Annotated in this window: 17 protein-coding genes; 13 read left to right on the plus strand and 4 right to left on the minus strand. The window is 65.7% G+C overall.

The window, feature by feature from the left end; genetic code table 11:
* Position 1: 1 nt before the first annotated feature.
* The 5 genes from ACE10Z_RS01890 (at position 2) to ACE10Z_RS01910 (ending at position 4,504) form a co-directional block, all read left to right on the plus strand.
* Positions 2 to 1,108, plus strand: coding sequence for an esterase-like activity of phytase family protein (locus ACE10Z_RS01890; protein WP_375786434.1), 1,107 nt, complete (start codon positions 2 to 4; stop codon positions 1,106 to 1,108).
* 133 nt (positions 1,109 to 1,241) lie between these two features.
* Positions 1,242 to 2,354, plus strand: coding sequence for an NADH:flavin oxidoreductase/NADH oxidase (locus tag ACE10Z_RS01895; protein WP_375786435.1), 1,113 nt, complete (start codon positions 1,242 to 1,244; stop codon positions 2,352 to 2,354).
* Positions 2,355 to 2,460: 106 nt separating this feature from the next.
* The gene (locus tag ACE10Z_RS01900) at positions 2,461 to 3,561 is read left to right on the plus strand and encodes an LLM class flavin-dependent oxidoreductase (RefSeq protein ID WP_375786436.1); all 1,101 of its coding nucleotides are present in this window, start codon (positions 2,461 to 2,463) and stop codon (positions 3,559 to 3,561) included.
* A gap of 214 nt (positions 3,562 to 3,775) precedes the next feature.
* Entirely contained in the window at positions 3,776 to 3,907 is a 132-nt protein-coding gene (locus tag ACE10Z_RS01905) for a hypothetical protein (RefSeq protein ID WP_375786437.1), read from the plus strand.
* 177 nt (positions 3,908 to 4,084) lie between these two features.
* The gene (locus ACE10Z_RS01910; RefSeq protein ID WP_298378177.1) at positions 4,085 to 4,504 is read left to right on the plus strand and encodes a hypothetical protein; all 420 of its coding nucleotides are present in this window, start codon (positions 4,085 to 4,087) and stop codon (positions 4,502 to 4,504) included.
* On the opposite strand, the gene ACE10Z_RS01915 is transcribed toward ACE10Z_RS01910, so the two are convergent.
* On the minus strand, positions 4,505 to 5,125 hold the full coding sequence (locus ACE10Z_RS01915) for a TetR/AcrR family transcriptional regulator (protein ID WP_375790073.1): 621 nt from the start codon (positions 5,123 to 5,125) through the stop codon (positions 4,505 to 4,507). It lies immediately after the preceding gene.
* Positions 5,126 to 5,177: 52 nt separating this feature from the next.
* Here ACE10Z_RS01915 and ACE10Z_RS01920 point away from each other — a divergent pair, with 52 nt between their 5' ends.
* The 4 genes from ACE10Z_RS01920 to ACE10Z_RS01935 all read left to right on the plus strand — a co-directional run bounded on the left by ACE10Z_RS01920 (position 5,178) and on the right by ACE10Z_RS01935 (position 12,017).
* The gene (locus ACE10Z_RS01920) at positions 5,178 to 5,435 is read left to right on the plus strand and encodes a hypothetical protein (protein WP_375786438.1); all 258 of its coding nucleotides are present in this window, start codon (positions 5,178 to 5,180) and stop codon (positions 5,433 to 5,435) included.
* A 286-nt stretch (positions 5,436 to 5,721) separates the two neighbouring features.
* Positions 5,722 to 9,180: an acyl-[ACP]--phospholipid O-acyltransferase gene (locus ACE10Z_RS01925; protein ID WP_375786439.1), complete on the plus strand. Its 3,459-nt coding sequence runs from the start codon at positions 5,722 to 5,724 to the stop codon at positions 9,178 to 9,180.
* Between the two features lie 63 nt (positions 9,181 to 9,243).
* Positions 9,244 to 11,019, plus strand: a complete 1,776-nt coding sequence (locus ACE10Z_RS01930) for an NAD(P)-binding domain-containing protein (RefSeq protein WP_375786440.1) — start codon at positions 9,244 to 9,246, stop codon at positions 11,017 to 11,019.
* A gap of 35 nt (positions 11,020 to 11,054) precedes the next feature.
* Positions 11,055 to 12,017: an alpha/beta hydrolase gene (locus ACE10Z_RS01935; RefSeq protein ID WP_375786441.1), complete on the plus strand. Its 963-nt coding sequence runs from the start codon at positions 11,055 to 11,057 to the stop codon at positions 12,015 to 12,017.
* Between the two features lie 200 nt (positions 12,018 to 12,217).
* On the opposite strand, the gene ACE10Z_RS01940 is transcribed toward ACE10Z_RS01935, so the two are convergent.
* Both ACE10Z_RS01940 and ACE10Z_RS01945 read right to left on the minus strand, forming a co-directional pair.
* Positions 12,218 to 13,435 (minus strand): ABC transporter substrate-binding protein, encoded by a 1,218-nt coding sequence (locus tag ACE10Z_RS01940; protein WP_375786442.1) that lies wholly within the window; start codon positions 13,433 to 13,435, stop codon positions 12,218 to 12,220.
* A 387-nt stretch (positions 13,436 to 13,822) separates the two neighbouring features.
* Positions 13,823 to 14,050, minus strand: a complete 228-nt coding sequence (locus ACE10Z_RS01945; RefSeq protein ID WP_375786443.1) for a hypothetical protein — start codon at positions 14,048 to 14,050, stop codon at positions 13,823 to 13,825.
* A gap of 981 nt (positions 14,051 to 15,031) precedes the next feature.
* Here ACE10Z_RS01945 and ACE10Z_RS01950 point away from each other — a divergent pair.
* Both ACE10Z_RS01950 and ACE10Z_RS01955 read left to right on the plus strand, forming a co-directional pair.
* Positions 15,032 to 15,229, plus strand: coding sequence for a hypothetical protein (locus ACE10Z_RS01950; protein ID WP_375786444.1), 198 nt, complete (start codon positions 15,032 to 15,034; stop codon positions 15,227 to 15,229).
* A 403-nt stretch (positions 15,230 to 15,632) separates the two neighbouring features.
* Complete coding sequence (locus ACE10Z_RS01955) at positions 15,633 to 15,737, plus strand: DUF3223 domain-containing protein (RefSeq protein ID WP_375786445.1); 105 nt, start codon at positions 15,633 to 15,635, stop codon at positions 15,735 to 15,737.
* 108 nt (positions 15,738 to 15,845) lie between these two features.
* Here the strand turns inward: ACE10Z_RS01955 and rpmB are convergent, their stop codons facing one another.
* Positions 15,846 to 16,154: a 50S ribosomal protein L28 gene (gene rpmB, locus ACE10Z_RS01960; RefSeq protein WP_021080171.1), complete on the minus strand. Its 309-nt coding sequence runs from the start codon at positions 16,152 to 16,154 to the stop codon at positions 15,846 to 15,848.
* Positions 16,155 to 16,508: 354 nt separating this feature from the next.
* Here rpmB and ACE10Z_RS01965 point away from each other — a divergent pair, with 354 nt between their 5' ends.
* A complete protein-coding gene (locus ACE10Z_RS01965; RefSeq protein WP_375790074.1) occupies positions 16,509 to 17,339 on the plus strand; it encodes a DUF3108 domain-containing protein in 831 nt (276 codons plus the stop codon).
* A 651-nt stretch (positions 17,340 to 17,990) separates the two neighbouring features.
* Positions 17,991 to 21,560, plus strand: coding sequence for a helicase-related protein (locus ACE10Z_RS01970; protein WP_375786446.1), 3,570 nt, complete (start codon positions 17,991 to 17,993; stop codon positions 21,558 to 21,560).
* Positions 21,561 to 21,571: the final 11 nt, after the last annotated feature.

Here is a 21,571-nt window from a genome sequence, read left to right on the forward strand (position 1 = left end):
CATGCGCTCATCAGTTAGCCGTCGCCATGTCCTGCGAGGGATGGCGGCGGGGCTGTCGACCGCGGCATTGCCGCGTCTCGCGCAGGCGCAGGGCGCGAGCCAGCCGGCGCTGACGCCGGGACCGCCCGGTAGGCCGGGCCGTCACCGCGTCGACGAACCCGCAGCGGTCGAGGTCAATGCACGGCCGCTGCCGTCGTTCGATATCCGCGATCGCGCGCGGGTACGATTCGGCGCGCTGGAATATCGCAGCGGCCTGATCCTGACCTCGTCATTCGCCGGGTTCGGCGGACTGTCCGCGCTGCGGCTCGATGCCAAGGGCGAACGATTCATTGCGGTCAGCGACCAGGGCACCTGGTTCACCGGCCGCATCGTCTATCGCGGCCGCGACATGGCCGGGCTCGACGATGTCGAGGCGGCGCCGCTGCTCGACGCCCGCGGTAAACCGATCACCGCCACCCGCGGCTGGTATGATTCGGAATCGCTCGCGCTCGACGGCTCCATTGCCTATGTCGGGCTCGAGCGGGTCAACCAGGTGCTGCGCTACGATTTCGCCAAGGGCTTCACCCGCGCGCGCGGCGAGGTGGTGCCGCTGCCAGCTGCGGCGCGCAAGCTGCCCCTGAACAAGGGGCTCGAGGCGCTCGTCTTCGTGCCCAAGGTCATGCCGAAAGCCACACCGGCGAGCCCGCCGCTGGCCGGTACGCTGATCGCGATCTCGGAACGCGGGCTCGATGCCGGCGGCAACCTGATCGCCTTCCTGGTCGGCGGCAACACGCCGGGCCAGTTCAGCGTCCGCCGCACCGAGAATTTCGACATCAGCGACGCGGTGCTGCTGCCGTCGGGCGATCTGTTGATCCTGGAGCGGAAATTCTCCTGGCTCGGCGGCGCCGGCATTCGCATCCGCCGCCTCGCTTTGTCTGACATCGCGCCCGGCGCCGTCGTCGATGGTCCGGCGATCTTCAATGCCGATCTCGGCAACGAGATCGACAACATGGAAGGCATCGACGCCTATGTCACTGATGAGGGCGAGACCGTGCTGACGATGGTTTCCGACGACAATTTCTCCCTGATCCAGCGCAATTTGCTGCTGCAGTTCACGCTGGTGGACTGAGGCGCCGGCCTGCGGGCCACCGTTATCGCATTGCTGATCTGCCCCGGCCCGTTCGGCGACCGCGACAGTTGGTGATCGCGGCGGCCCCCTCTATCTTGTGGTGGCCGTTCCCCCGATCCCGGATATCCCTCGCATGAGCACCCTGTTTTCCCCGATCGAACTGCGCAGCCTAAAACTCTCCAATCGGATCATGGTCTCGCCGATGTGCCAGTACTCGGCCGACGACGGCTCCGCCAATGATTGGCACTTCACCCACATCAACATGCTGGCGCTGTCGGGCGCCGCGATGTTCTGCATCGAGGCCACCCATGTCGAGGATATCGGGCGGATCACGCCGGGCTGCCTCGGCCTTTACAGCGATACCAACGAGGCGGCGCTGAAGCCGATCCTGGCCTCGGTGCGCAAGCATTCGAAGGCCGCGGTCGCGATGCAGCTCGCCCATGCCGGACGCAAGGCTTCGAGCCAGCGTCCGTGGGAGGGCGGGCAGCTGATTCCGATCGCCGAAGGCGGCTGGCAGACGGTGGGGCCGTCGGCTGTCCCGCACAAGGACGGTGAAGCGCCGCCGCTGGCGCTCGATGATGCCGGCCTGAAGCGCATTCGCGAGGCCTTTGTCGCGGCCGCCAGGCGGGCTGATCGGCTCGGCATCGATGCGCTCGAGCTGCACGGCGCGCACGGCTATCTGCTGCACCAGTTCCTGTCGCCGATCGCCAACAAGCGGACCGACCGCTATGGCGGCTCGCTCGAAAACCGCATGCGCTTCCCGCTCGAAGTGTTCGACGCGGTACGCGCCGTATTCCCCGATCACAAGCCGATCGGCATGCGGGTGTCAGCGACCGACTGGGTCGAGGGCGCCTGGGACCTCGCGCAGACCATCGAATTTGCCAAGGAGCTGAAGAAGCGCGGCGTCGACTGGATGGACGTTTCCTCCGGCGGCGTGTCGCCACTGCAGAAGATCCCGCTCGGTCCGGGCTACCAGGTGCCGGCGGCACAGGCGGTGAAGGAGGCGACCGGCGTCACCACGATGGCGGTCGGCCTGATCACCGAAGCGAAGCAGGCCGAGGAGATCGTCACCTCAGGCAAGGCCGACATGGTCGCGCTTGCCCGCGGCATGCTCTACGACCCGCGCTGGGGCTGGCACGCCGCCGCCGAGCTCGGCGGCGAGGTGAGCGCGCCGCCGCAATACTGGCGCTCGCAGCCCTCGACGCAGAAGACGCTGTTCGGCAAGACCACATTCGGGACGCGGTAAGACCTGCGATGAGGGGCTGCGACAAAGCCATTGTTCTGTCGTAGCCGGGGCAGGTACTCTCCGGAGGGCGTGCGGAAGACACGCATCGAACAAAGAGAGGAAACCCATGGAACTCGGATACTTCGCGATGCCGTCGCATCCGCCGGAGTGCGGACTGAAAGAGGGCCACGATTGGGACCTGCAGGTGCTGCGGTGGCTGGACGAGCTCGGCTATCAGGAAGCCTGGATCGGCGAGCACCACACCGCGCCCTGGGAGCCGCATCCGTCGCCGGATCTGTTGATCGCGCAGGCGCTGCTGCAGACCAAGAACATCCGCATCGGACCCGGCGGCTTCCTGCTGCCGTATCATCATCCGGCCGAACTCGCGAACCGGGTTGCGATGCTCGATCACCTCTCGAATGGGCGGCTCAATTTCGGCGTCGCGGCCTCAGGCCTGCCGAGCGACTGGGCGATGTTCAATGTCGACGGCATGTCCGGCCAGAACCGCGACATGACCCGCGAGGCGCTCGAAATCATCCTGAAGATGTGGACCGAGCCGGCTCCGTGGACCCACAAGGGCAAGTTCTGGACGGTGACCAAGCCGGACGCGATGTTCGATTTCCTCAAACCCCACATCAAGCCGCAGCAAGCACCGCATCCGCCGATCGGCGTCGCCGGCCTCTCGAAGAACTCGGACACGCTCAAGCTCGCCGGCGAGCGCGGCTTCATCCCGATGAGCCTGAACCTCAACCCGGCCTATGTCGGCAGTCACTGGGACTCGGTGGAAGCCGGCGCCGCCAAGACCGGCCGCAAGCCGAGCCGCAAGGACTGGCGGATGGTGCGCGAGGTGTTCGTCGCCGACACCGACGCGGAGGCATGGAAGCTCTCGACCGGCGACATGATGGGCCGGATGATGGGCGAGTACTTCCTGCCGCTGCTCGGTCACTTTGGTTTCAAGGATTATTTGAAGGCGTCGCCCGACGTGCCCGATAGCGACGTCACGGTCGAGTATTGCGCCCGCAACAACTGGATCGTCGGCTCTCCCGCGACCGTCACCGAGAAGATCGAGAAGATCTATCAGGAGGTCGGCGGCTTCGGCGTGTTGCTGGTGTTCGGCTTCGACTACAAGCACAAGCCCGAAGCCTGGCACAATTCGCTGCGGCTGCTGAAGCAGGAGGTCCTGCCGAAGCTGAAGCATCTCGACGCCTCGGTCGGCCGCGCGGCGTAGGCTTGAGGGTAAGGGAGAGCGCGGGGCAGCAACGCTGCCTCGCGCTCTTTCTTGATCGCCGGACCGCAATGGCCTGACGCGGGCTGCGCCGAGCAGCGTCGCGCTGAACCAGACCAGCAAGGCCGTGAGCAGGAACGGAACGACATGCCGCTTCCCGACATTGAGGATCCACTGATAGACCGTGCTGGTGCGGAATCGATCGATCGCATCGTGCATGAACCCGGAGAGCGGCGTCGGGTTCGCGCGGTTGCGCCAGATGATCCGCATCCTGTCGCTGATCGTGGCGCTGAGCGAACTGCCCACGGCCATCAGCACGAAAACGGCGATGATGGATGGCGCAACGTAGTGGTAGCGGATTCGATTGCTACCTTGGATCGGTATTTAGTCATTCTGTGCCACGACAGATGTGAACTGACGCACAAAAAGCGTCACGAGGTCGCGGCCATTTGAGAGGTGACGACTTTCGCGTTGCTGCGAAAAGGCCTAGCCTGATAGTGGCACAATTCATTGATGAGGCACAGCAATGCGCAGCCGCGTCAGAAAATTTGCCCATGTGCTGGAGCGCTTCGGCCTTGCCCTGGCGGGAGCTGCAAGCGGTCTGTTCGTCGCCATCCATGTCGGCTCGAGCGTGTCGGCGCTGACGTCGCAGGCGTTCCTGCTGATCATGATGCTCAGCGGCGCGATCGGATTCTATCTCGGCATCGATACGCCGCCAAAGCTGTTCCATCCGAAGGACGGGAGCTCGACACGCAAGATCGACGCGGCGGAGCTGCTCAGCGCGATCGGCACCTTCCTGGCCACGATGGTCGCGTTCTTCTCGGTCGGCGTCGTCGTGCTTCGCAGCGAGCCGGACATCGCCTGGACCGCGGCGATCATGGCGGGCTGGGTGCTCGGCGTCGCCATGCAGATCGTCGCCGGCACGATCGCTCGCACCCGCGTCTGATTACCCACCGCGCGTGACGCCCAATCCCGCAAGATGCGTGTCGACGAATTGTGCGAGGCGCTCGCGCAGCTGCTCCGGCGGCACCGCGACCATGCGCTCCTCGAGGCCGAGCGAGATGATGCCGTGGACCGCGGAGAACATCATCCGCGACAGCAGCGCGACGTCGTCGGGATCGCGACCCGGCAACAGCCGCACCAGCGGTGCATGCATCAGCGCGAAGGCATCCATCACCATCGCCAGGATATCTTCCGGAAACGGACGGTCGTCCTCCATCCGGTGCTCGAACAGCGAGCGCAGCAGATTGGCGTGCTCTGTGGCGAAGCCGAGATAGGCGTCCGCCAGCCCGTGCAACTGGCGCAGGGGATCGTCAGCCGGGACTGCCTTGAGCCGGGCGGTCAGGGCCTGAACGGTCTCCCGGTTCACGGTCAGGATCAGGCCGTCGAAGTCGCCGAACTCATTATAGACGCTGCCGATGGAGCAGCCGGCGGCCTCGGCGACATCGCGAACCTTCAATGATCTCAGGCCTTTAGTCGCGATATACCGGCGCGCGATCTCGAGCAGCAGAACTCGCCGCTGAAGTTTTTTCCGGTCCCGTCGCGATTCTTCTTGAACAATGTTCATTTTCGAGCTACTAATTTGAGCATTGCTCAAGTTGGCATAGGAGGCCACTCACATGCAGACCCTAGCACTTCAATTGACCACCACCTTTGTCGATGACGCGATCGAGCTCGTGAAGAGCTTTGGCCACGCCATCTTCTCCGTGGCGACCGCGCCGATCGAGCGGATCGCCCGCGCCTGCGACGTCGCAGGTGTCCTGGAGCAGCGGCGCGCCGATCGGCGCGCGCCGCGCCCGGCGGCCCGGCGGGGTAGCCGGCGAAAGTCACGCGGCTGCCGCTGGTCGCCGTTCGACGGCTTGCGTGATCTGACCTGACGCGCCACTCCGCAATTGTCGCCGAAACCTCAACAAAGTGCTCACCATGTCCCTCGCGAGCCCGTTTCGAAGTCGATCGATCACAGCCCTGGATAAGGTCTCGTACATTTCTGCCGGGCATTGTCGCGGCGCCCGGCGCGGACCGATCTGCGCCGGTTCGAACCGATACGTTGCGGAAAAGACTAAAGGCTGCGGCATCTCCGTTATTTTCACCATGCTCCCCATTCTCTGCCACGCGAATTCGCAGACCTGCCAGCGCCGTGCGCGCTAACCCAAGGAACCGGTCATGATCAAGGAATTGATGACGTCCCGCCGCTTCGCGCCGCTGTTCTGGTCGCAGTTCTGCTCGGCGTTGAACGACAACGTGCTGAAGAACGCGCTGGTCATCATGCTGCTGTACGGCGTCGCCAACGAGCAGGGGCCGGCGCTGGTCCAGCTCGCGGGTGCGGTCTTCATCGCGCCGTTCTTCGTGCTGTCGGCACTCGGTGGCGAACTCGCCGACCGCTTCGTCAAGTCCATCGTCGCCCGCCGGCTGAAGTTCTTCGAGATCTTCGCCGCCGCCTTCGCCGCCGCCGGCTTCTTCACCCATTCGATCCCGCTGCTGTTCATCGCGCTGGCGCTGTTCGGCATTGTCGCCGCGCTGTTCGGCCCGGTGAAATATGCTGTGCTGCCCGACCAGCTGTCGGTTTCCGAACTCGCGACCGGCAACGCGCTGGTCGAGGGCGCGACCTTCATGGCGATCCTGATCGGCACCATCGCGGGCGGCATGTTCGTCGCGGGCGCCAGCCATATGGGCTGGATCTGTGCCGCCGTGGTCGGCCTGTCGGTGCTGTCCTGGGGATTTGCGTCGCGCATCCCGGTGACGCAGCCCTCCGCGCCCGATCTGCCGATCACCAAAAATCCGTGGACCTCGACGGTGCGCCTGTTGAAGTCGCTCTATGCCGAGCAGCGGCTGTGGGACGGCATGGTGATCGTGTCTTGGTTCTGGATGGTCGGCGCGATCGTGCTGTCGCTGCTGCCTGCGTTGATCAAGGAGGGCGTCGGCGGCACCGAAGGCGTGGTCACGCTGTGCCTCGCCGTGTTCGCGATCGGCATCGCCGCCGGCTCGCTGTTCGCCGCGCAGCTGAGCCATGTCCGCCCGAATCTCGCGCTGGTGCCGATCGGCGCCATCGTGATGGGCGTGATCGGCCTCGACCTCGCCTGGGCGATCGCCACCACCTCGCTCGGCAAGGACGTCTCCGCGGCGGCGTTCGCGGCCTCGTTCGGCGGTTTCCGCATGCTCGCTGACTTCTTCCTGTTCGCGTTCGGCGGCGGCCTGTTCGTGGTGCCGTCGTTTGCCGCCGTGCAGGCGTGGACCGCGCCGTCCGAGCGCGCCCGCATCATCGCTGCCGGCAACATCCTGCAGGCAGGCTTCATGGTTGCCGGCGCGGTGTTCGTCGGCGCCTTGCAAGCTGCCGGCCTGCCGATCGCCTGGATCTTCTTCGGCCTTGCGATCGCGAGCTTCGGCACCGTCTGGTTCGTGCTGAACAAGTGGGGCAAGGAAGGCGTGCGCGATTTCGGCGCGCTGCTGTTCCGGGCGCTGTTCCGGCTCGAGGTGCGCGGCATGGAGAACCTGCCGCCCGCAGGCACCCGCATGCTGATCGCGCCCAACCATGTCAGCCTGGTCGACGGTCCGCTGCTGCACGCCATGCTGCCGATCGATGCGAGCTTCGCGGTCGACACCGGCATCGCCAAGGCGTGGTGGGCCAAGCCGTTCCTGAAGATGATCAAGCACTACACGATGGACCCGTCCAAGCCGCTGGCCGCGCGCGACCTGATCAAGCTGGTTGCCGCCGGTGAGCCGGTCGTGATCTTCCCGGAAGGGCGCATCACGGTCTCGGGTTCGCTGATGAAGGTCTATGACGGCACCGCGATGATCGCCGACAAGGCCGACGCGGTCGTCGTTCCGGTCCGCATCGAGGGCGCGCAGCGTTCGCATCTCAGCTATCTCAAGAATGGCGAGATCAAGCGCTCCTGGTTCCCCAAGGTGACGATCTCGATCCTGCCGCCGGTGAAGCTGCCGATCGACCAGTCGCTGAAGGGCAAGACGCGCCGCAATGCGGCCGGCGCCGCGCTCCAGGACGTCATGATCGACGCCATGGTGCAGAATGCGATGCTCGACCAGACGCTGTTCGAGGGTCTCGGCCACGCCTATCGCGACCGCGACACCGGCAAGCCGATCATCGAGGACGCGCTCGGCACCAAGCTGACTTATCGCAAGCTGATCCTCGGCGCGCAGGTGCTGAGCCGCAAGCTCGAGCAGGGCACCGCGGTCGGCGAGAATGTCGGCGTGCTGTTGCCGAACTCGGCCGGCGTTGCCGTGGTGTTCATGGCGCTGCAGACCATTGGCCGCGTGCCGGCGATGCTCAACTTCTCGGCAGGTCCGGTCAACGTGCTGGCCGCGATGAAGGCGGCGCAGGTGAAGACCGTGCTGACCTCGCAGGCCTTCATCGAGAAGGGCAAGCTCGACAAGCTGATCACGGCCATGGCGGGCCAGGCGCGCGTCGTCTATCTCGAGGATATCAGGGCCGGCATCGGCCTTGGCGACAAGATCGCGGGCTTCCGCGCCGGCATTGCGCCGCGCGTCGCCCGTGAGGCCAACGATCCCGCGGTCATCCTGTTCACCTCCGGTTCGGAAGGCACCCCGAAGGGTGTCGTGCTGTCCCACCGCAACATCCTCGCCAATGCGGCGCAGGCGCTGGCGCGGGTCGATGCCAACGCCAACGACAAGGTGTTCAACGTGCTGCCGGTGTTCCACTCGTTCGGTTTGACCGGCGGCATGATGATGCCGCTGCTCGGCGGCATTCCGATCTTCATGTATCCATCGCCGCTGCACTACCGGATCGTGCCCGAGCTGATCTACCAGACCGGCGCCACCATCCTGTTCGGCACCGACACGTTCCTCACCGGCTATGCCCGCTCGGCGCATGCCTATGACTTCCGCACGCTGCGGCTCGTCATTGCCGGCGCGGAAGCGGTGAAGGAGCGCACGCGGCAGATCTACATGGAGCGCTACGGCATCCGCATCCTCGAAGGCTACGGCGTCACCGAGACCGCGCCGGTGCTGGCGATGAACACGCCGATGGCGAACCGCCAGGGCACCGTCGGCCGCATTTCGCCGCTGATGCAGTATCGCCTCGATCCGGTTCCCGGCATCGAGGAAGGCGGACGGCTGTCGGTGAAGGGTCCGAACGTGATGATCGGCTATCTCCGTGCCGAGAATCCCGGCGTGCTCGAGCCGCTGCCCGAAGGCTGGCACGACACCGGCGACATCGTCACGGTCGATGCGCAGGGCTTCATCGCGATCAAGGGGCGCGCCAAGCGCTTCGCCAAGATCGCCGGCGAGATGGTCTCGCTGTCGGCGGTGGAGACCATGGCATCGGCGCTGTGGCCGCAGGCAATGTCGGTCGCGGTGACGCTGCCCGATCAGCGCAAGGGCGAACGCATCGTGCTGCTCACCACGCAGAAGGACGCCGACCGCGCCGCGATGCAGCGCCAGGCCAAGAGCACCGGCGCCTCCGAGCTCGCGGTGCCCGCCGACATTCGCGTCGTCGACAAGGTGCCGCTGCTCGGCACCGGCAAGACCGACTATGCCGGCGCTACGGCGCTCGCCAAGGAACTTGCCGCCGCGCCTGCGCCGCAGGCCGGGACCGCCAGTGAAGAGCCCGAGGCCGAGCCGGCGTCGCTGCAGCAACACGTCGCATGATGGTTGTGCTTTTCGGGAGCATGTTGTCAGATAGACGGCAACTGCTCCCGAGAAAGCACGATCATGCTGGACAAACTGAACCCGGCTACAGAGGACGCGCCTGAACTCATAGCCGAGCGCTGGATCGCCGCGCTGGATGCGGCGCTCGCGAGCCGCTCCCTTAATGCTCTCTCCGCGCTGTTTGCGCCCGAGAGCCACTGGCGCAACATCTTCGGTATCTCCTGGCATTTTGCGACCTTCAGCGGACGGCAGAGCGTCGTTGCCGAGCTGCTTGCGCGTGCTGCCGCGGCGAACGCGCGCGGCTTTCGTCTCGATGACCGTGCCTTGATACCGCGGCGCGCCGTGGTGGCTGGACGCGAGGTGATCGAGGCGGTCTTCAGCTTCGACACGTCGAATGGCCCCGGCACCGGCGCGATCCGCCTGTTGCGTGCGAGGGACGGAAATTCCGCGGCGTGGACGTTCTCCACGATGCCTGACTTCGACCGCATCTGCGATGCGCGCGCCAAACGCGCCACTGAGGAATCACACGCGCGCGATTTCGCCGCACCCGATTGGCTGGAACAGCGGCAGGCTTCGCGCGCCTATGCCGAGCGCGAGCCGGATGTGCTTGTCGTCGGCGGCGGCCATGCCGGCATCGCGGCCGCCGTCGAGTGCAAGCGGATCGGGCTCGATGCCCTGATCGTCGATCGCGAACGCCGCGTCGGCGACAATTGGCGGCTGCGCTATCGCGGCCTCAAGCTGCACAACAAGACGCCGGTCAATCTGTTCCGCTATCTGCCGTTCCCACTGAGCTTTCCGGACTACATCCCCAAGGACAAGATCGCGAACTGGCTGGAAAGCTATGTCGACATCATGGAGCTCGACTTCTGGACCGAGACCTCATTCGAAGGCGCACGCTATGACGACACGACGCAGCGCTGGACGGTGACGCTGCAGCGGAGCGACGGGCCGCGCACGCTGCACCCGAAGCACATCGTGCTCGCGACCAGCGTCAGCGGTACGCCGAACATCCCACGGATCGCGGGCATCGAGCGCTTCGAGGGCCGGGTGCTGCATTCCAGCGCGTTCGCGGCGGGGCGCGAATGGGCAGGGCGGTCGGTCGTCGTGTTCGGCACCGGCACCAGCGCACATGACATCTGCCAGGAGCTGCATGCCGCGGGCGCCGACGTCACCATGGTTCAGCGCAGCCCGACCATGGTGGTCAATGTCGAGCCCGCGCAGCTCTACGACAAGACCTATCTCGGCGACGGTCCGCCGATCGAGGTGCGCGACATCCTCAATTCCGGCGTACCGCTGCCGGTGATGAAGACCGCGCACAAGATCATCACCGACGAGGTGAAGCGGCTCGATGCGCCGCTGCTGGCGCGGCTCGAGCGCGCCGGCTTCCGGCTCGAATTCGGCGAGGACGGCACCGGCTGGCCGCTGAAATTCCGCTCCCGCGGCGGCGGCTATTACTTCAATGTCGGCTGCTCCGAATTGATCGCCGACGGCAAGATCCGCCTGATCCAGGCCGCCGACATCACGGATTACACCGCCGATGGCCTCGCGCTGAAGGACGGCACGGCGCTCGCCGCCGAGCTGTTCGTGCTCGCGACCGGCTACAAGAGCCACGATCATCTGCTCGCAAAACTGTTCGGCGAGGACGTCGCCGAGCGCGTCGGCCGCGTCTGGGGCTTCGACGATGCGACACAGGAGCTGCGCAACATGTGGACGCGTACGCCGCAGCCCGGCCTCTGGTTCACCGGCGGCGCCTTCTCGCAGGCCCGCATCTACAGCCGCTTCATCGCGCTGCAGATCGCCGCGATCGAGGCCGGCAGCCTTTCCAAGCATCTGACCTGAACTTGAACTGCAAGCGCTGACCTAGAAGGACCACCATGCCGCTTCCGCTCGATCCCGTCATTGAGAATATCATCCCGCTGCTGCCGCTGCGCGAGCCCGCAACCATGACGCCGCAGAGCTGCCGCGATTCGCTCCGCGCGCTGGCCGATGCGCGCGCCGCGGTGCCGCCGCCGCCGGTCGATGTGGCGCGCGATATCGAGGTCTCGGGCGCGGCGGGCAAGCTCGCGGCGCGGCTCTATCGCAACGGCAGCGGCACGGCGCCGACCGTGATCTTCTTCCACGGCGGCGGCTGGGTCGCCGGCGATCTCGAAACCCATGACCGCCAGGCCCGCAACCTCGTGATCGAGACCGGCGCCGTCGTGATCTCGGTCGACTACCGCCGCCCGCCTGAGACGCGCTTTCCCGGCGCCTTCGAGGATGCATTCACTGCTGTCCGCGACGTGGTCGCGCGCATCGCCGAATTCGGCGGCGATCTCGCCCGTGTCGGCGTCGCCGGCGATTCCGCGGGCGGCAATCTCGCCGCCACCACCGCGCTCGCCTGCCGAGACGCCGGCATCCGGCTCGCCGGGCAATTGCTGGTCTATCCTGTCACCGACGTCGTCGGCAATTTTGCCGATGCGGGCGAGAACGCGAAATTTCCGTCGCGTGCCGAGAATGCCGAGGGCTACTTCCTGACCCGTGCGACGATGCAGTGGTTCGCGGGGCATTATCTTGCGGACAAGGCTGAGGGTGCCGACTGGCGCGTCTCGCCACTGCGCGCGAAGTCTCTCGCCGGCGTCGCGCCGGCGGTCGTCACCACCGCCTGGTTCGACCCGCTGCGCGACGAGGGCCATGCTTATGCCAAGGCGTTGCAGGCGGCGGGCGTGCAGGTCGCGTATCATGCCGGCGAAGGCCTCATTCACGGCTATTTCGGCCTCGGCGATAGCTCGGAGGCCGCACGCGCCGAGGCGCAGCGTGCGCGGGCGGATTTTCGGGTGCTGTTGGAGCGGGGAGTTTAGTCTCCCGTCGCGGCAGCCATTGTTGGCGAAGGAAGTGTAAACACATCGTCGTGCCGGCGAAGGCCGGGACCGATAACCACCGCAGCCTGTTGCTACAGCGGGCTGCGGCCCCAGCTTCGCCCCACGCGAGCATTCGGGGTAATGGATCCCGGCCTTCGCCGGGACGACGATGTGGATAGTTCAGCCTTCAATCACATCCCTCAATCATTCCCGATCGTGTCGCCGAACAGCTGCCAGGTCTCGCCGTTGAACTTCTGCAGCCGCATCGCTTCGACCGGGAAATAGTCGGTCGGCGAGGTCTTCACCTTGATGCCGGGCAGGAACATCGGCAGCGCGATGTCGAGGTTGGCGGCCTGCTTCATGATGTTCTCATGGGTGAGGTCGTCGCCGCACTGCTTCAGCACCTGCACCGTCGCCTCCGCCACCACATAGCCGTAGACGATCAGCTGGTCCTGCAGATTGCCGTCCGGGAAATACTTCTTCATGAAGTCCTGCCAGGCGATCACGTCCGGATCCGTCTTCCATTGCGGATCGTTCGGATCCTTCAGCGAATAGGACGAGATGATGTCCCTGGAGTATTCGAAGCCGGCCGGCTTCAGCACCGAGGACACCGAGGTCGAGGTCGCCGCGAGGAAGAACAGGTCCGGCTTCCAGCCGATCTCGCCGATCTTCTTGATCGCCTGCGCCGCCTGCTTGGGGATCGCGTGCATGAACAGCACGTTGGCGCCGGAGGCTTTCAGCTTCACGATCTGGCTGTCGACCGTAGGATCGGTCGATTCATAGGTCGTCTCCGCCACCACCATCTTGGCGGTGTTCTCCGGCCCCAGCCCCTTCTTGAAGCCGTTGCCGTAATCCTTGCCTGCGTCGTCGTTCTGGTAGAACAGCGCGATCTTGGCGTCCGGCTTGTTGGTCAGCACATATTTGGCGTAGACCGCGGTCTCGGCCTGGTACGACGGCTGAAAGCCGATCGACCACGGATAATGCTGATAGTCGCCCCACAGCGTGGCGCCGGCGCCGACGAACAGCTGCGGCACCTTCTTGTCGTTGAGATATTTGCGTACCGCAAGGCCGGTCGGCGTGCCCAGCGGATTGAGGATCGCGGCGACCTCCTCCTGCTCCACCAGCTTGCGGGTCTGCTCCACCGTCTTCGGCGGCGAGTAGCCGTCGTCGAGCGTGATCAGATTGATCTTGCGCCCGTTCACGCCGCCTTGGTCGTTGATCATCTTGAAGTAGGCGGCCTGCGTCTTCGCGATCACGCTGTAGGCCGACGCCGCGCCGGAGAATGGCGAGGTCTGTCCGAGCTTGATCTCGTTGTCGCTGGCGCCTAGCCCGTATTTCTTCTCGGCGGCGTGCACCTGTGTCGCGAGCGCAAGCGCGAGTGCTGCCGTGATGGCCTTGCAAATGGCCTTCGATGTCATCGTGAGCCTCCCTGTGCGTTTTTTGTTGTTCGCGAGGGACAGCTTACGCAGGTCGAGGGAGGCAGGCTTGCGACGAGGCGCCGGGGCAGGGATGCGAAAATGCGGCGGGGTGCGATGCCGAGGCTGGCGAAATCAGCGAGTGTGCGGTGGCCTGCCGCGGTGTGGAATGTTTCTCAAAATCTCCCCGCGTGCGGGGCGTTTCTTACCTCGCCCCGCTTGCGGGGAGAGGTCGGATCGCATGGAGCGTAGCGCAATGCGATCCGGGTGAGGGGGTACAGGTATGTCCGCGAGTCTTGCTGGCGGAGAGAGCCCCTCACCCCAACCCTCTAAGAGCGAGCTTCGCTCGTCTCGACCCCGCAAGAGCGGGGCGAGGGAGAACTCCTAACCTCAGCGGACCCGCACGCTGCCGGTGGTCACCGGATCGGTCGGCAGCACGGTGGCGCCGGCTCTGCTGGCGGCGGCGGAGGTGATCATGCCGGGCTCGGCCGCGGCCTGCACATCGCGGGGCGGGTTGAATTCGAGGATGACGAGGACTGCCGTGGCCAGCACCGCCACGGCGGCGGTTGCGAGCGCAGGCACCAGTCTTCCGCGCGTATCGGCTGCGCGAACTTGCATTGACCAATTCCTTTATTGGGGTCGTTCTTTGGACGTGATGTAAGAACGGCCAGGCTTCTTCCCAAGAGTGCGGCGCACATGCCTCACAATCAGTTGTGCCGGCCGTGATGTCCTTCACGGTCTTCGAGCGACGCGGGCTTGGCCTGCGTCGAATCGCATTCGTGTCGGACGGCTTGTTTGCACACCATGAGTTGGAAGAGATCGTGGCGTTTTGCATGTGCCTCATGCGCTCGTGATCGATCGCGTGAGGTTGTGATTAACAGCGCTGCGACACGCCGATTTTGCCGTGATTTAGAGGCTTTCTTCGTTGTGCGCGGCGCGTGCGTTAAGGCTTTCTTCACGCGCTCTCGACGCATCAAGCGTAGATTCGCGTGACGGAAGAAATGACACCGCTGTCATTGGCGGCAGCTGTCAGCGGACCTGTCGCAAGCATCGCTAAGCCGTCATTGCGGGAAGCGAAGCGACGAGGCAATCCATCTCTCCTCGTGCAGCACGATGGATGATTTTACTTCACGCGTCATTGCGCGAAGAAGAATCCACCCCGCGATCGCGCGCGTTGGTCGGATCGATTCGCCTGTCAGACAGCGGGGAGAAGGCGCGTGCTCGTGGTCTCGCGGCGCGATCGGCCCGAGCTTTGCGGCGGCTGGACAGGCTGTGTCGCGTGAACTTGGTGGTGAAACTAGAGTTTTGGCGCACGGCGCCCTCACCGTGGAACATGCGGCTGCGGCTCCGACTTGATGCAGCGGGCTGATTACCGGCCTGCACGGTCCTGCAATTTCCTGCCCCCAAAGCCAGGGCCGTGCACTCCCCGGGGCGGGCGCCAGCTCCCTTCAGTCGATTTCCTTCCCTGTGTTCACTAGTGCACCGTCCGGCCACGCCCCGCAGGCGTAGGCTCGGTCCATCACCGCGCCAATATCCGGCACTGCCGGTGACCGAGAACGCCAGTTGCGCTCCCGCCTTCGAACGGAATGGAGCAGCGTGATGCAGACCAGCCTTCCCGACCCGCGCAGGTCCCCGGAGCAACGCCTTGCCGATGAATCGATCCGCCTCCGCGGCGAAGCCCGCGTCATGCCTCCCGGCGTCGCACGCGACCGCCTGATCCGCATGGCCCGCCAGGCCGAGACCGCCTCGCACATCAACGCGTGGGTGATGTCGCTGGGGTTGCGCTCGCCGAAGTGAGACGGGCGATGGCGCGATCCGTCCTGTCCGCGCGACGTGTCACGATCCGGAGCGCGTGATCCGGCAGCGGCCCCGAGGTCGGTGAATTCGACGAGGCTGGTCGCGATCGCGCAAGCGGTCGGTCGCTCGATGCCGATTTAGGACATTGCGAGATGGCCGCGTGCATTTGCGCGGCGCGACCGGCCGAGGTCGTGCGGCAGCTTGATCCTCGCTCGTGATGCAGAGCGCGCAGGGAGCGCCCGCGAGGCCGGGCTTGTTTGCCGCCGCCCGCGCAACAACTTTCATGTTTTGCAAAGGGGACGCCAGCCACAAGTGATGGAGACGCTAGGGACCAAGCCTCACTTCTGAACGGCATCCGCATTCGTCTGAGAACATTGGACCTAGCATAAATCACTTTGAGGTCATGTCGGCCGACTATCACAGTCAGTGCTTTCGGGTGGTTCGGACTGACGAGACTATCGAACGATTTTCATACAAGGCGCGCATCGGTCCTGACAGCAAGGACTAGAGTTTTTCTCGCCGCTGTACCCGTGCATGCCAAAACAAAAACGGCCGGGTCATCCGACCCGGCCGTTCAAAACTCTCTCCGCGTATTCCGCGTGTGCGGCTAGCTAGCTCAGCTCGCCTTCTTCACCGGCGCCGGCTTGCCGACCTTCTTCTCGATCGCGCGCTTGAGATCGAGGGCGCGGGGCGACAGCACGTCGGCCTTGGCCTTGAGCAGGTAGGCGTCGAGGCCGCCATTGTGGTCGACGCTCTTCAGCGCGTTGGTCGAGACGCGCAGGCGCACGTTGCGGCCGAGCGCATCCGAGATGAAGGTCACGTTGGCCAGGTTCGGCAGGAAGCGCCGCTTGGTCTTGATGTTCGAGTGGCTCACCTTGTGGCCCGTCTGGGGGCCCTTGGCCGTCAGTTCGCAGCGCCGGGACATCTTACAAAATCCTTATTGCATCCCCGCCTCTCTGCCAGGCGTGCAATCACACGGCCCGCGCGGGGGTTTTGAATTCGCGTCCATTTTCCAGGAACCGCGGGTGTATAGGGGGAGAATACCCAAGCGTCAAGATTATATCGCCGCATGGACGTCCCGGGAAATGGCGGTTCATAAGCGCTTCCAGCCACTTAACGGCAGATATGGCAACCATATAAAGGGCGTATTCGGCTGCAAGTCTTGGTTCCATAACAGATGCGCGCGTTGTCCGGCCGAATTGAAGGACCAAATGGACGACGAACAGAGCGCCGATAGCAGGACCGTCAGGTAGGTTAAGTGACCACCGCCATTGCCCTTTTGCCCCCGCTCGGCCGGCTCATCGGCCTGTGCGCTGGTGCCCTCTTGCTGTTTTGCGCCGAGCGCGCGAGCGCGCAAGGGCGGCTCGACGCCCATTATGAGGCGACGCTCGCCGGTATCCCGGTCGGCAAGGGCACCTGGACCATCGAAATCGGCGACGACACCTTCTCGGCCTCGGCCCAGGGCGGCACCGCGGGCCTCCTGAAGGCGTTCTCCGGCGGCAGCGGCTCGGGCGCCTCGCAGGGCCGCGTCGTCAACGGCGCGCCGGCCGCCACCTCCTACACGGCGACCACCACCACCTCGAAGAAATCCGAGACGATCCGGATGGTGCTGGCCAATGGAGGCATCAAGGAATCCACCATCGAGCCGGAGCCGCCGGTCGATGCCGACCGCCTGCCGGTGACCGATGCGCAGAAGAAGAACGTGTTCGATCCGATGACCGGCTCGTTCCTGCGCGCGCCCGGCAATGCCGAATTGATGAGCCCGGATGTCTGCCGCACCGGCGCCGGCGTGTTCGACGGCCGCATGCGCTACGACCTCAAGCTCGATTTCAAGCGGGTGGAGATCGTGAAAGCCGAGCGCGGCTATCACGGCCCGGCGCTGGTCTGCGCGCTCTATTTCGTGCCTGTTTCGGGCTACATCCCGGATCGCCCGGTCATCAAATATCTCGCCGCCCAGCGCAACATCGAGATCGCTTTCGTGCCGATCGCGGGCACCCGTCTTCTGGTGCCGTTCCGCATGACGATCCCGACCCCGCTCGGCCAGGCCATGCTGGAAGCCACCTCGTTCGTCACCACAGCCGCGCCGCCGCGCGTGGCGAAGACGCAGTAAGGGATCTGATCGCGGCGGCCTGTGCCGGACCCGTCATCCTGAGGAGTGCGAAGCGCGTCTCGAAGGATCGACGGCCACCAGCCGGGCCGATGCATCCTTCGAGGCTCGCTCCGCTCGCACCTCAGGATGACGGGTCAGGGAAGGCGACCGGTCCAGGGAATGCAACAAACGTCACCGGAATCCAGTTGACTCTTGCCTGCTTCTGATTCGACTCGGCGGCCCTGGAACTTAAGGAATTCAGTCCGCATATCCCATGCTTGTGGAGCCCTCTCAAACTTGATCTAGTGCCGCCGCCGTCAGCCTGCCCGAGATGTTGCGGTGAACGTTTCAGGTCTGGAAGGGAGTCACCGATTCGGCCGCGATTCGTTCTCAACTCGTTCCGAAGCTTAAGGGCGGCGCAGAAAGCGTCGCATTGTGAGACAGATTTTGCGAAACACGCTGCCAATGCGAAACATGCAGCCAGACCGTCACCCTGAGGAGGCCGCGGAGCGGCCGTCTCGAAGGGCGACAGCCCCGCTCCGTCCGCGAGAGGAAAGTCCGATCAAAGCGCGCGGATAGGTCTCGGCCGTGCATCCTTCGAGACGCGCTGACGCGCTCCTCAGGATGACGGAATAGGCAGCGCCCTAACAGTTCAAGAAACACCTGCAAAATATGGCTTTCTCAACTTCGTTCGGAAATGACCGCGTGCCCGGCGCAGGCGTCACTGCGGTGCTGGGGCCGACCAACACCGGCAAGACGCATCTCGCCATCGAGCGCATGCTGGCGCATTCGTCCGGTTTGATCGGGCTGCCGCTGCGGCTGCTCGCGCGCGAGGTCTACAACAAGATCGTGGCCCGCGCCGGCGTCGACAATGTCGCGCTGATCACCGGCGAGGAGAAGATCAAGCCGAAGGCGCCGCGCTTCTGGGTCTCGACCGTCGAGGCAATGCCGCGCGATCTCGATGTGTCGTTCCTTGCGGTCGACGAGATCCAGATCGCTGCCGATCTCGAACGCGGGCATGTGTTCACCGATCGCATGCTCAACCGCCGCGGCCGCGACGAGACGCTGCTGCTCGGCGCTGCCACGATGCGGCCGATCATCGAGCGGCTCTTGCCCGGCGCCTCGATCGTCACGCGGCCACGGCTGTCGCAGCTCGAATTCGCCGGCGACCGCAAGATCACGCGGCAGCCGCGGCGCACCGCGATCGTCGCGTTCTCCGCGGATGAAGTCTACGCGATCGCCGAACTGATCCGCCGCCAGCATGGCGGCGCGGCGGTGGTGCTGGGCTCGCTGTCACCGCGCACGCGCAATGCGCAGGTCGAGATGTTCCAGAACGGCGACGTCGATTATCTCGTCGCCACCGACGCGGTCGGGATGGGGCTCAATCTCGACGTCGATCACGTCGCCTTCGCCTCCGACCGCAAATATGACGGCTATCAGTTCCGCCGGCTGACGCCGGCCGAATTCGCGCAGATCGCGGGCCGCGCCGGCCGCGCCACGCGCAACGGCACATTCGGCACGACGGGTCGCTGCGCGCCGTTCGAGCCGGAGCTCGTCAACGCGCTACAGAACCACACCTTCGACAGCGTCAAGATGCTGCAATGGCGCAACGCCAGGCTGGATTTCGCCTCGCTCGGCGCCTTGCAGGTGTCGCTGGCGCTATCGCCCAATCATGAGGCACTGACGCGGGCCCCGGTGGCCGAAGACCTGCGGGTGCTCGAACATGTCGCACGCGACGCCGAGGTGCGCGAATTCGCGCATGGGGCGGCCGCGGTGGAGCGGCTGTGGGAGGCCTGCCAGGTTCCGGACTACCGAAAGCTGGCGCCGGCGGCCCATGCCGAACTCGTGACCACGCTGTATGGCTTCCTGATGCAAAAGGGGCGTATCCCTGACGCATGGTTTGCCGCCCAGGTCGACCAGGCCAACCGGACCGACGGCGATATCGACACGCTATCGGGCCGGATCGCGCAAATCCGGACCTGGACCTTCGTTGCCAACCGGCCGGACTGGCTCTACGACCCGGACCACTGGCAGGGGATCACGCGCGATCTCGAAAATAAATTATCCGATGCGCTGCATGAACGGCTCACGGAGCGTTTCGTTGACAGGCGGACCAGTGTATTGATGCGCCGCCTGCGGGAGAACTCAGTTTTGAATACGGAAATTGGCAAGACCGGTGAAGTGATCGTGGAAGGCCACGTGATTGGCCGGCTCGATGGTTTCACCTTCGCACCTGACGCGGCCGAGGCCGGCAGCGACGCCAAGGCGCTGCAAGCCGCCGCCCAGCAGGTGCTGGCGCGCGAGATCGATACGCGTGCCGAGAAACTGGGCGGCGCCCCCGACGAGCAGTTCGTGCTGACCTCCGACGGCACCATCCGCTGGACCGGCGATGCTGTCGCCAAGCTGGTGGCCGCCGACGACGCGCTGCATCCGCGGCTGCGCATCATTTCCGACGAGCGGCTGACCGGCGCTTCGCGCGAGGCCGTGCAGACCCGGCTCGATCTCTGGCTCAAGACGCATATCGAAAAACTGCTCGGGCCGCTGTTCGAACTGTCCAAGGCCGAGGATATCCAGGGCATCGCCCGCGGCATCGCCTTCCAGCTCGTCGAGGCGCTCGGCGTGCTCGAGCGCAGCAAGATCGCCGCCGAGATGAAGGATCTCGACCAGCCCTCGCGCGCAGCGCTGCGCAAATACGGCGTGCGCTTCGGCGCCTATCACATCTATTTCCCGCAGCTCTTGAAGCCCGCGGCGCGCTCGCTGGCCTCGCTGCTGTGGGCCGAGAAGCAGAGCAATGTCGACATGGGCGCGCTGTCCAATGTGCAGCATCTCGCCTCCAGCGGCCGCACCTCGTTCCCGGTCGACAAGGCCCTGCCGCGCGACGGCTATCGCGTGCTCGGCTATCGCCAGTGCGGCGAGCGCGCGGTGCGCGTCGATATCCTGGAGCGGCTCGCCGATCTGATCCGGCCGGCGCTGGCCTGGCGCGAGACCTCGCCGGGCGAGAAGCCCGCCGGTGCGTTCGATGGCCGCGGCTTTGTCGTCACCCAGGCGATGACCTCGCTGACCGGCTCCGCCGGTGAGGATTTTGCCTCGATCCTGCGCGCGCTCGGCTACCGCATGGACCGCCGTCCGCCGCTGCCGCCGAAGGCTGTCGAGATTGCGCCGGTGGAGACCACCGAGACCGTTGCTGCCGAGACGCCGCCGGTCGAGGCGACGTCCGAGGCGGCCGCAGACGCAACGGTCGATGCCGCCACGAAAGTCGTGGCCGATGCGCCGGAGGCTGCCACGGATCAGCCGGTGTCCGGCGATCCCGCGCCGTCGGCCGCGCTGCTGCCCGATGTCGGCTTTGCCGAGGTGGTCGCCAGCGAAACGACGCCGGTGGTGCTCGAGACCCAGCAGGATGCGGTGGCCGAGCGCGCCGCGCCGGTCGATGAGCCCGCTGTTGCCGAAGCGCCCGTTGCTGAAGCCGCCGCTGCTGAAGTCCCTGCTGCTGAAGGCTCTGCTGCTGAAGTGCTGGCCGAGCCCGCGCCTGCCGTGGAAGCCGCTGCGGAGACGCCGCACGAGGCCGTTGCCGAAGCGACACCGTCAGAACCCGCCGCCGAAGCGCCTGCGGAGACCGCGAGCGCTGACGCAGCGCCCGCCGAGACCGCTCCCGCGTCCGCGGAGACGCCGGCCGAGCCGCAGCTGGTCGAGGTCTGGCGGCCCGGCGGCCGCTCCGACGAGCGCCGACCGCATCATCGCGGCCACGACCGCAACCGCGGCCGTCATCAGAACAAGCCCGCCGAGGGCGCGCAGGCCGCAGAGGGCGGCGGCGAAGGCGAGAAGCGCGAGCATCATCGCCGGCCGCGCCGCCACCAGGATTTCCGCGTGCCGCGCCCAGGCGCGCCCGCTGACGGCTCTGCACCGGTCGCTGCCGCGCCGGCCGATGGCGCGCCGCGCGAGGACAAGGGTCAGCGCCGCGAGCGCTTCGAGGGCAAGGGCTTTGAGGGCAAGGGCCGCGATCGCGACAATGAGCGTCGCCGGGACAACAAGTTCGGCGGCGGCGATCGCAAGGGCGAGCGCGGTGATCGTGACCGCGGCGGCCGCGATTTCGGCAAGGGCGGCCGCGACAAGCGCGAGGGCGGCCCGTCGCATCGGCCGTACGCGTCGAGCGCGCCGCGCGAGCGCGACCGTCCGATCGATCCGAACTCGCCATTCGCCAAGCTTGCGGCCCTGAAGGAGCAGCTCGCCGGCCGAAAGGAATAGTCCAACCCCTT

It is taken from the genome of Bradyrhizobium sp. Pha-3 (assembly GCF_042258615.1).
Lineage (GTDB): Bacteria > Pseudomonadota > Alphaproteobacteria > Rhizobiales > Xanthobacteraceae > Bradyrhizobium.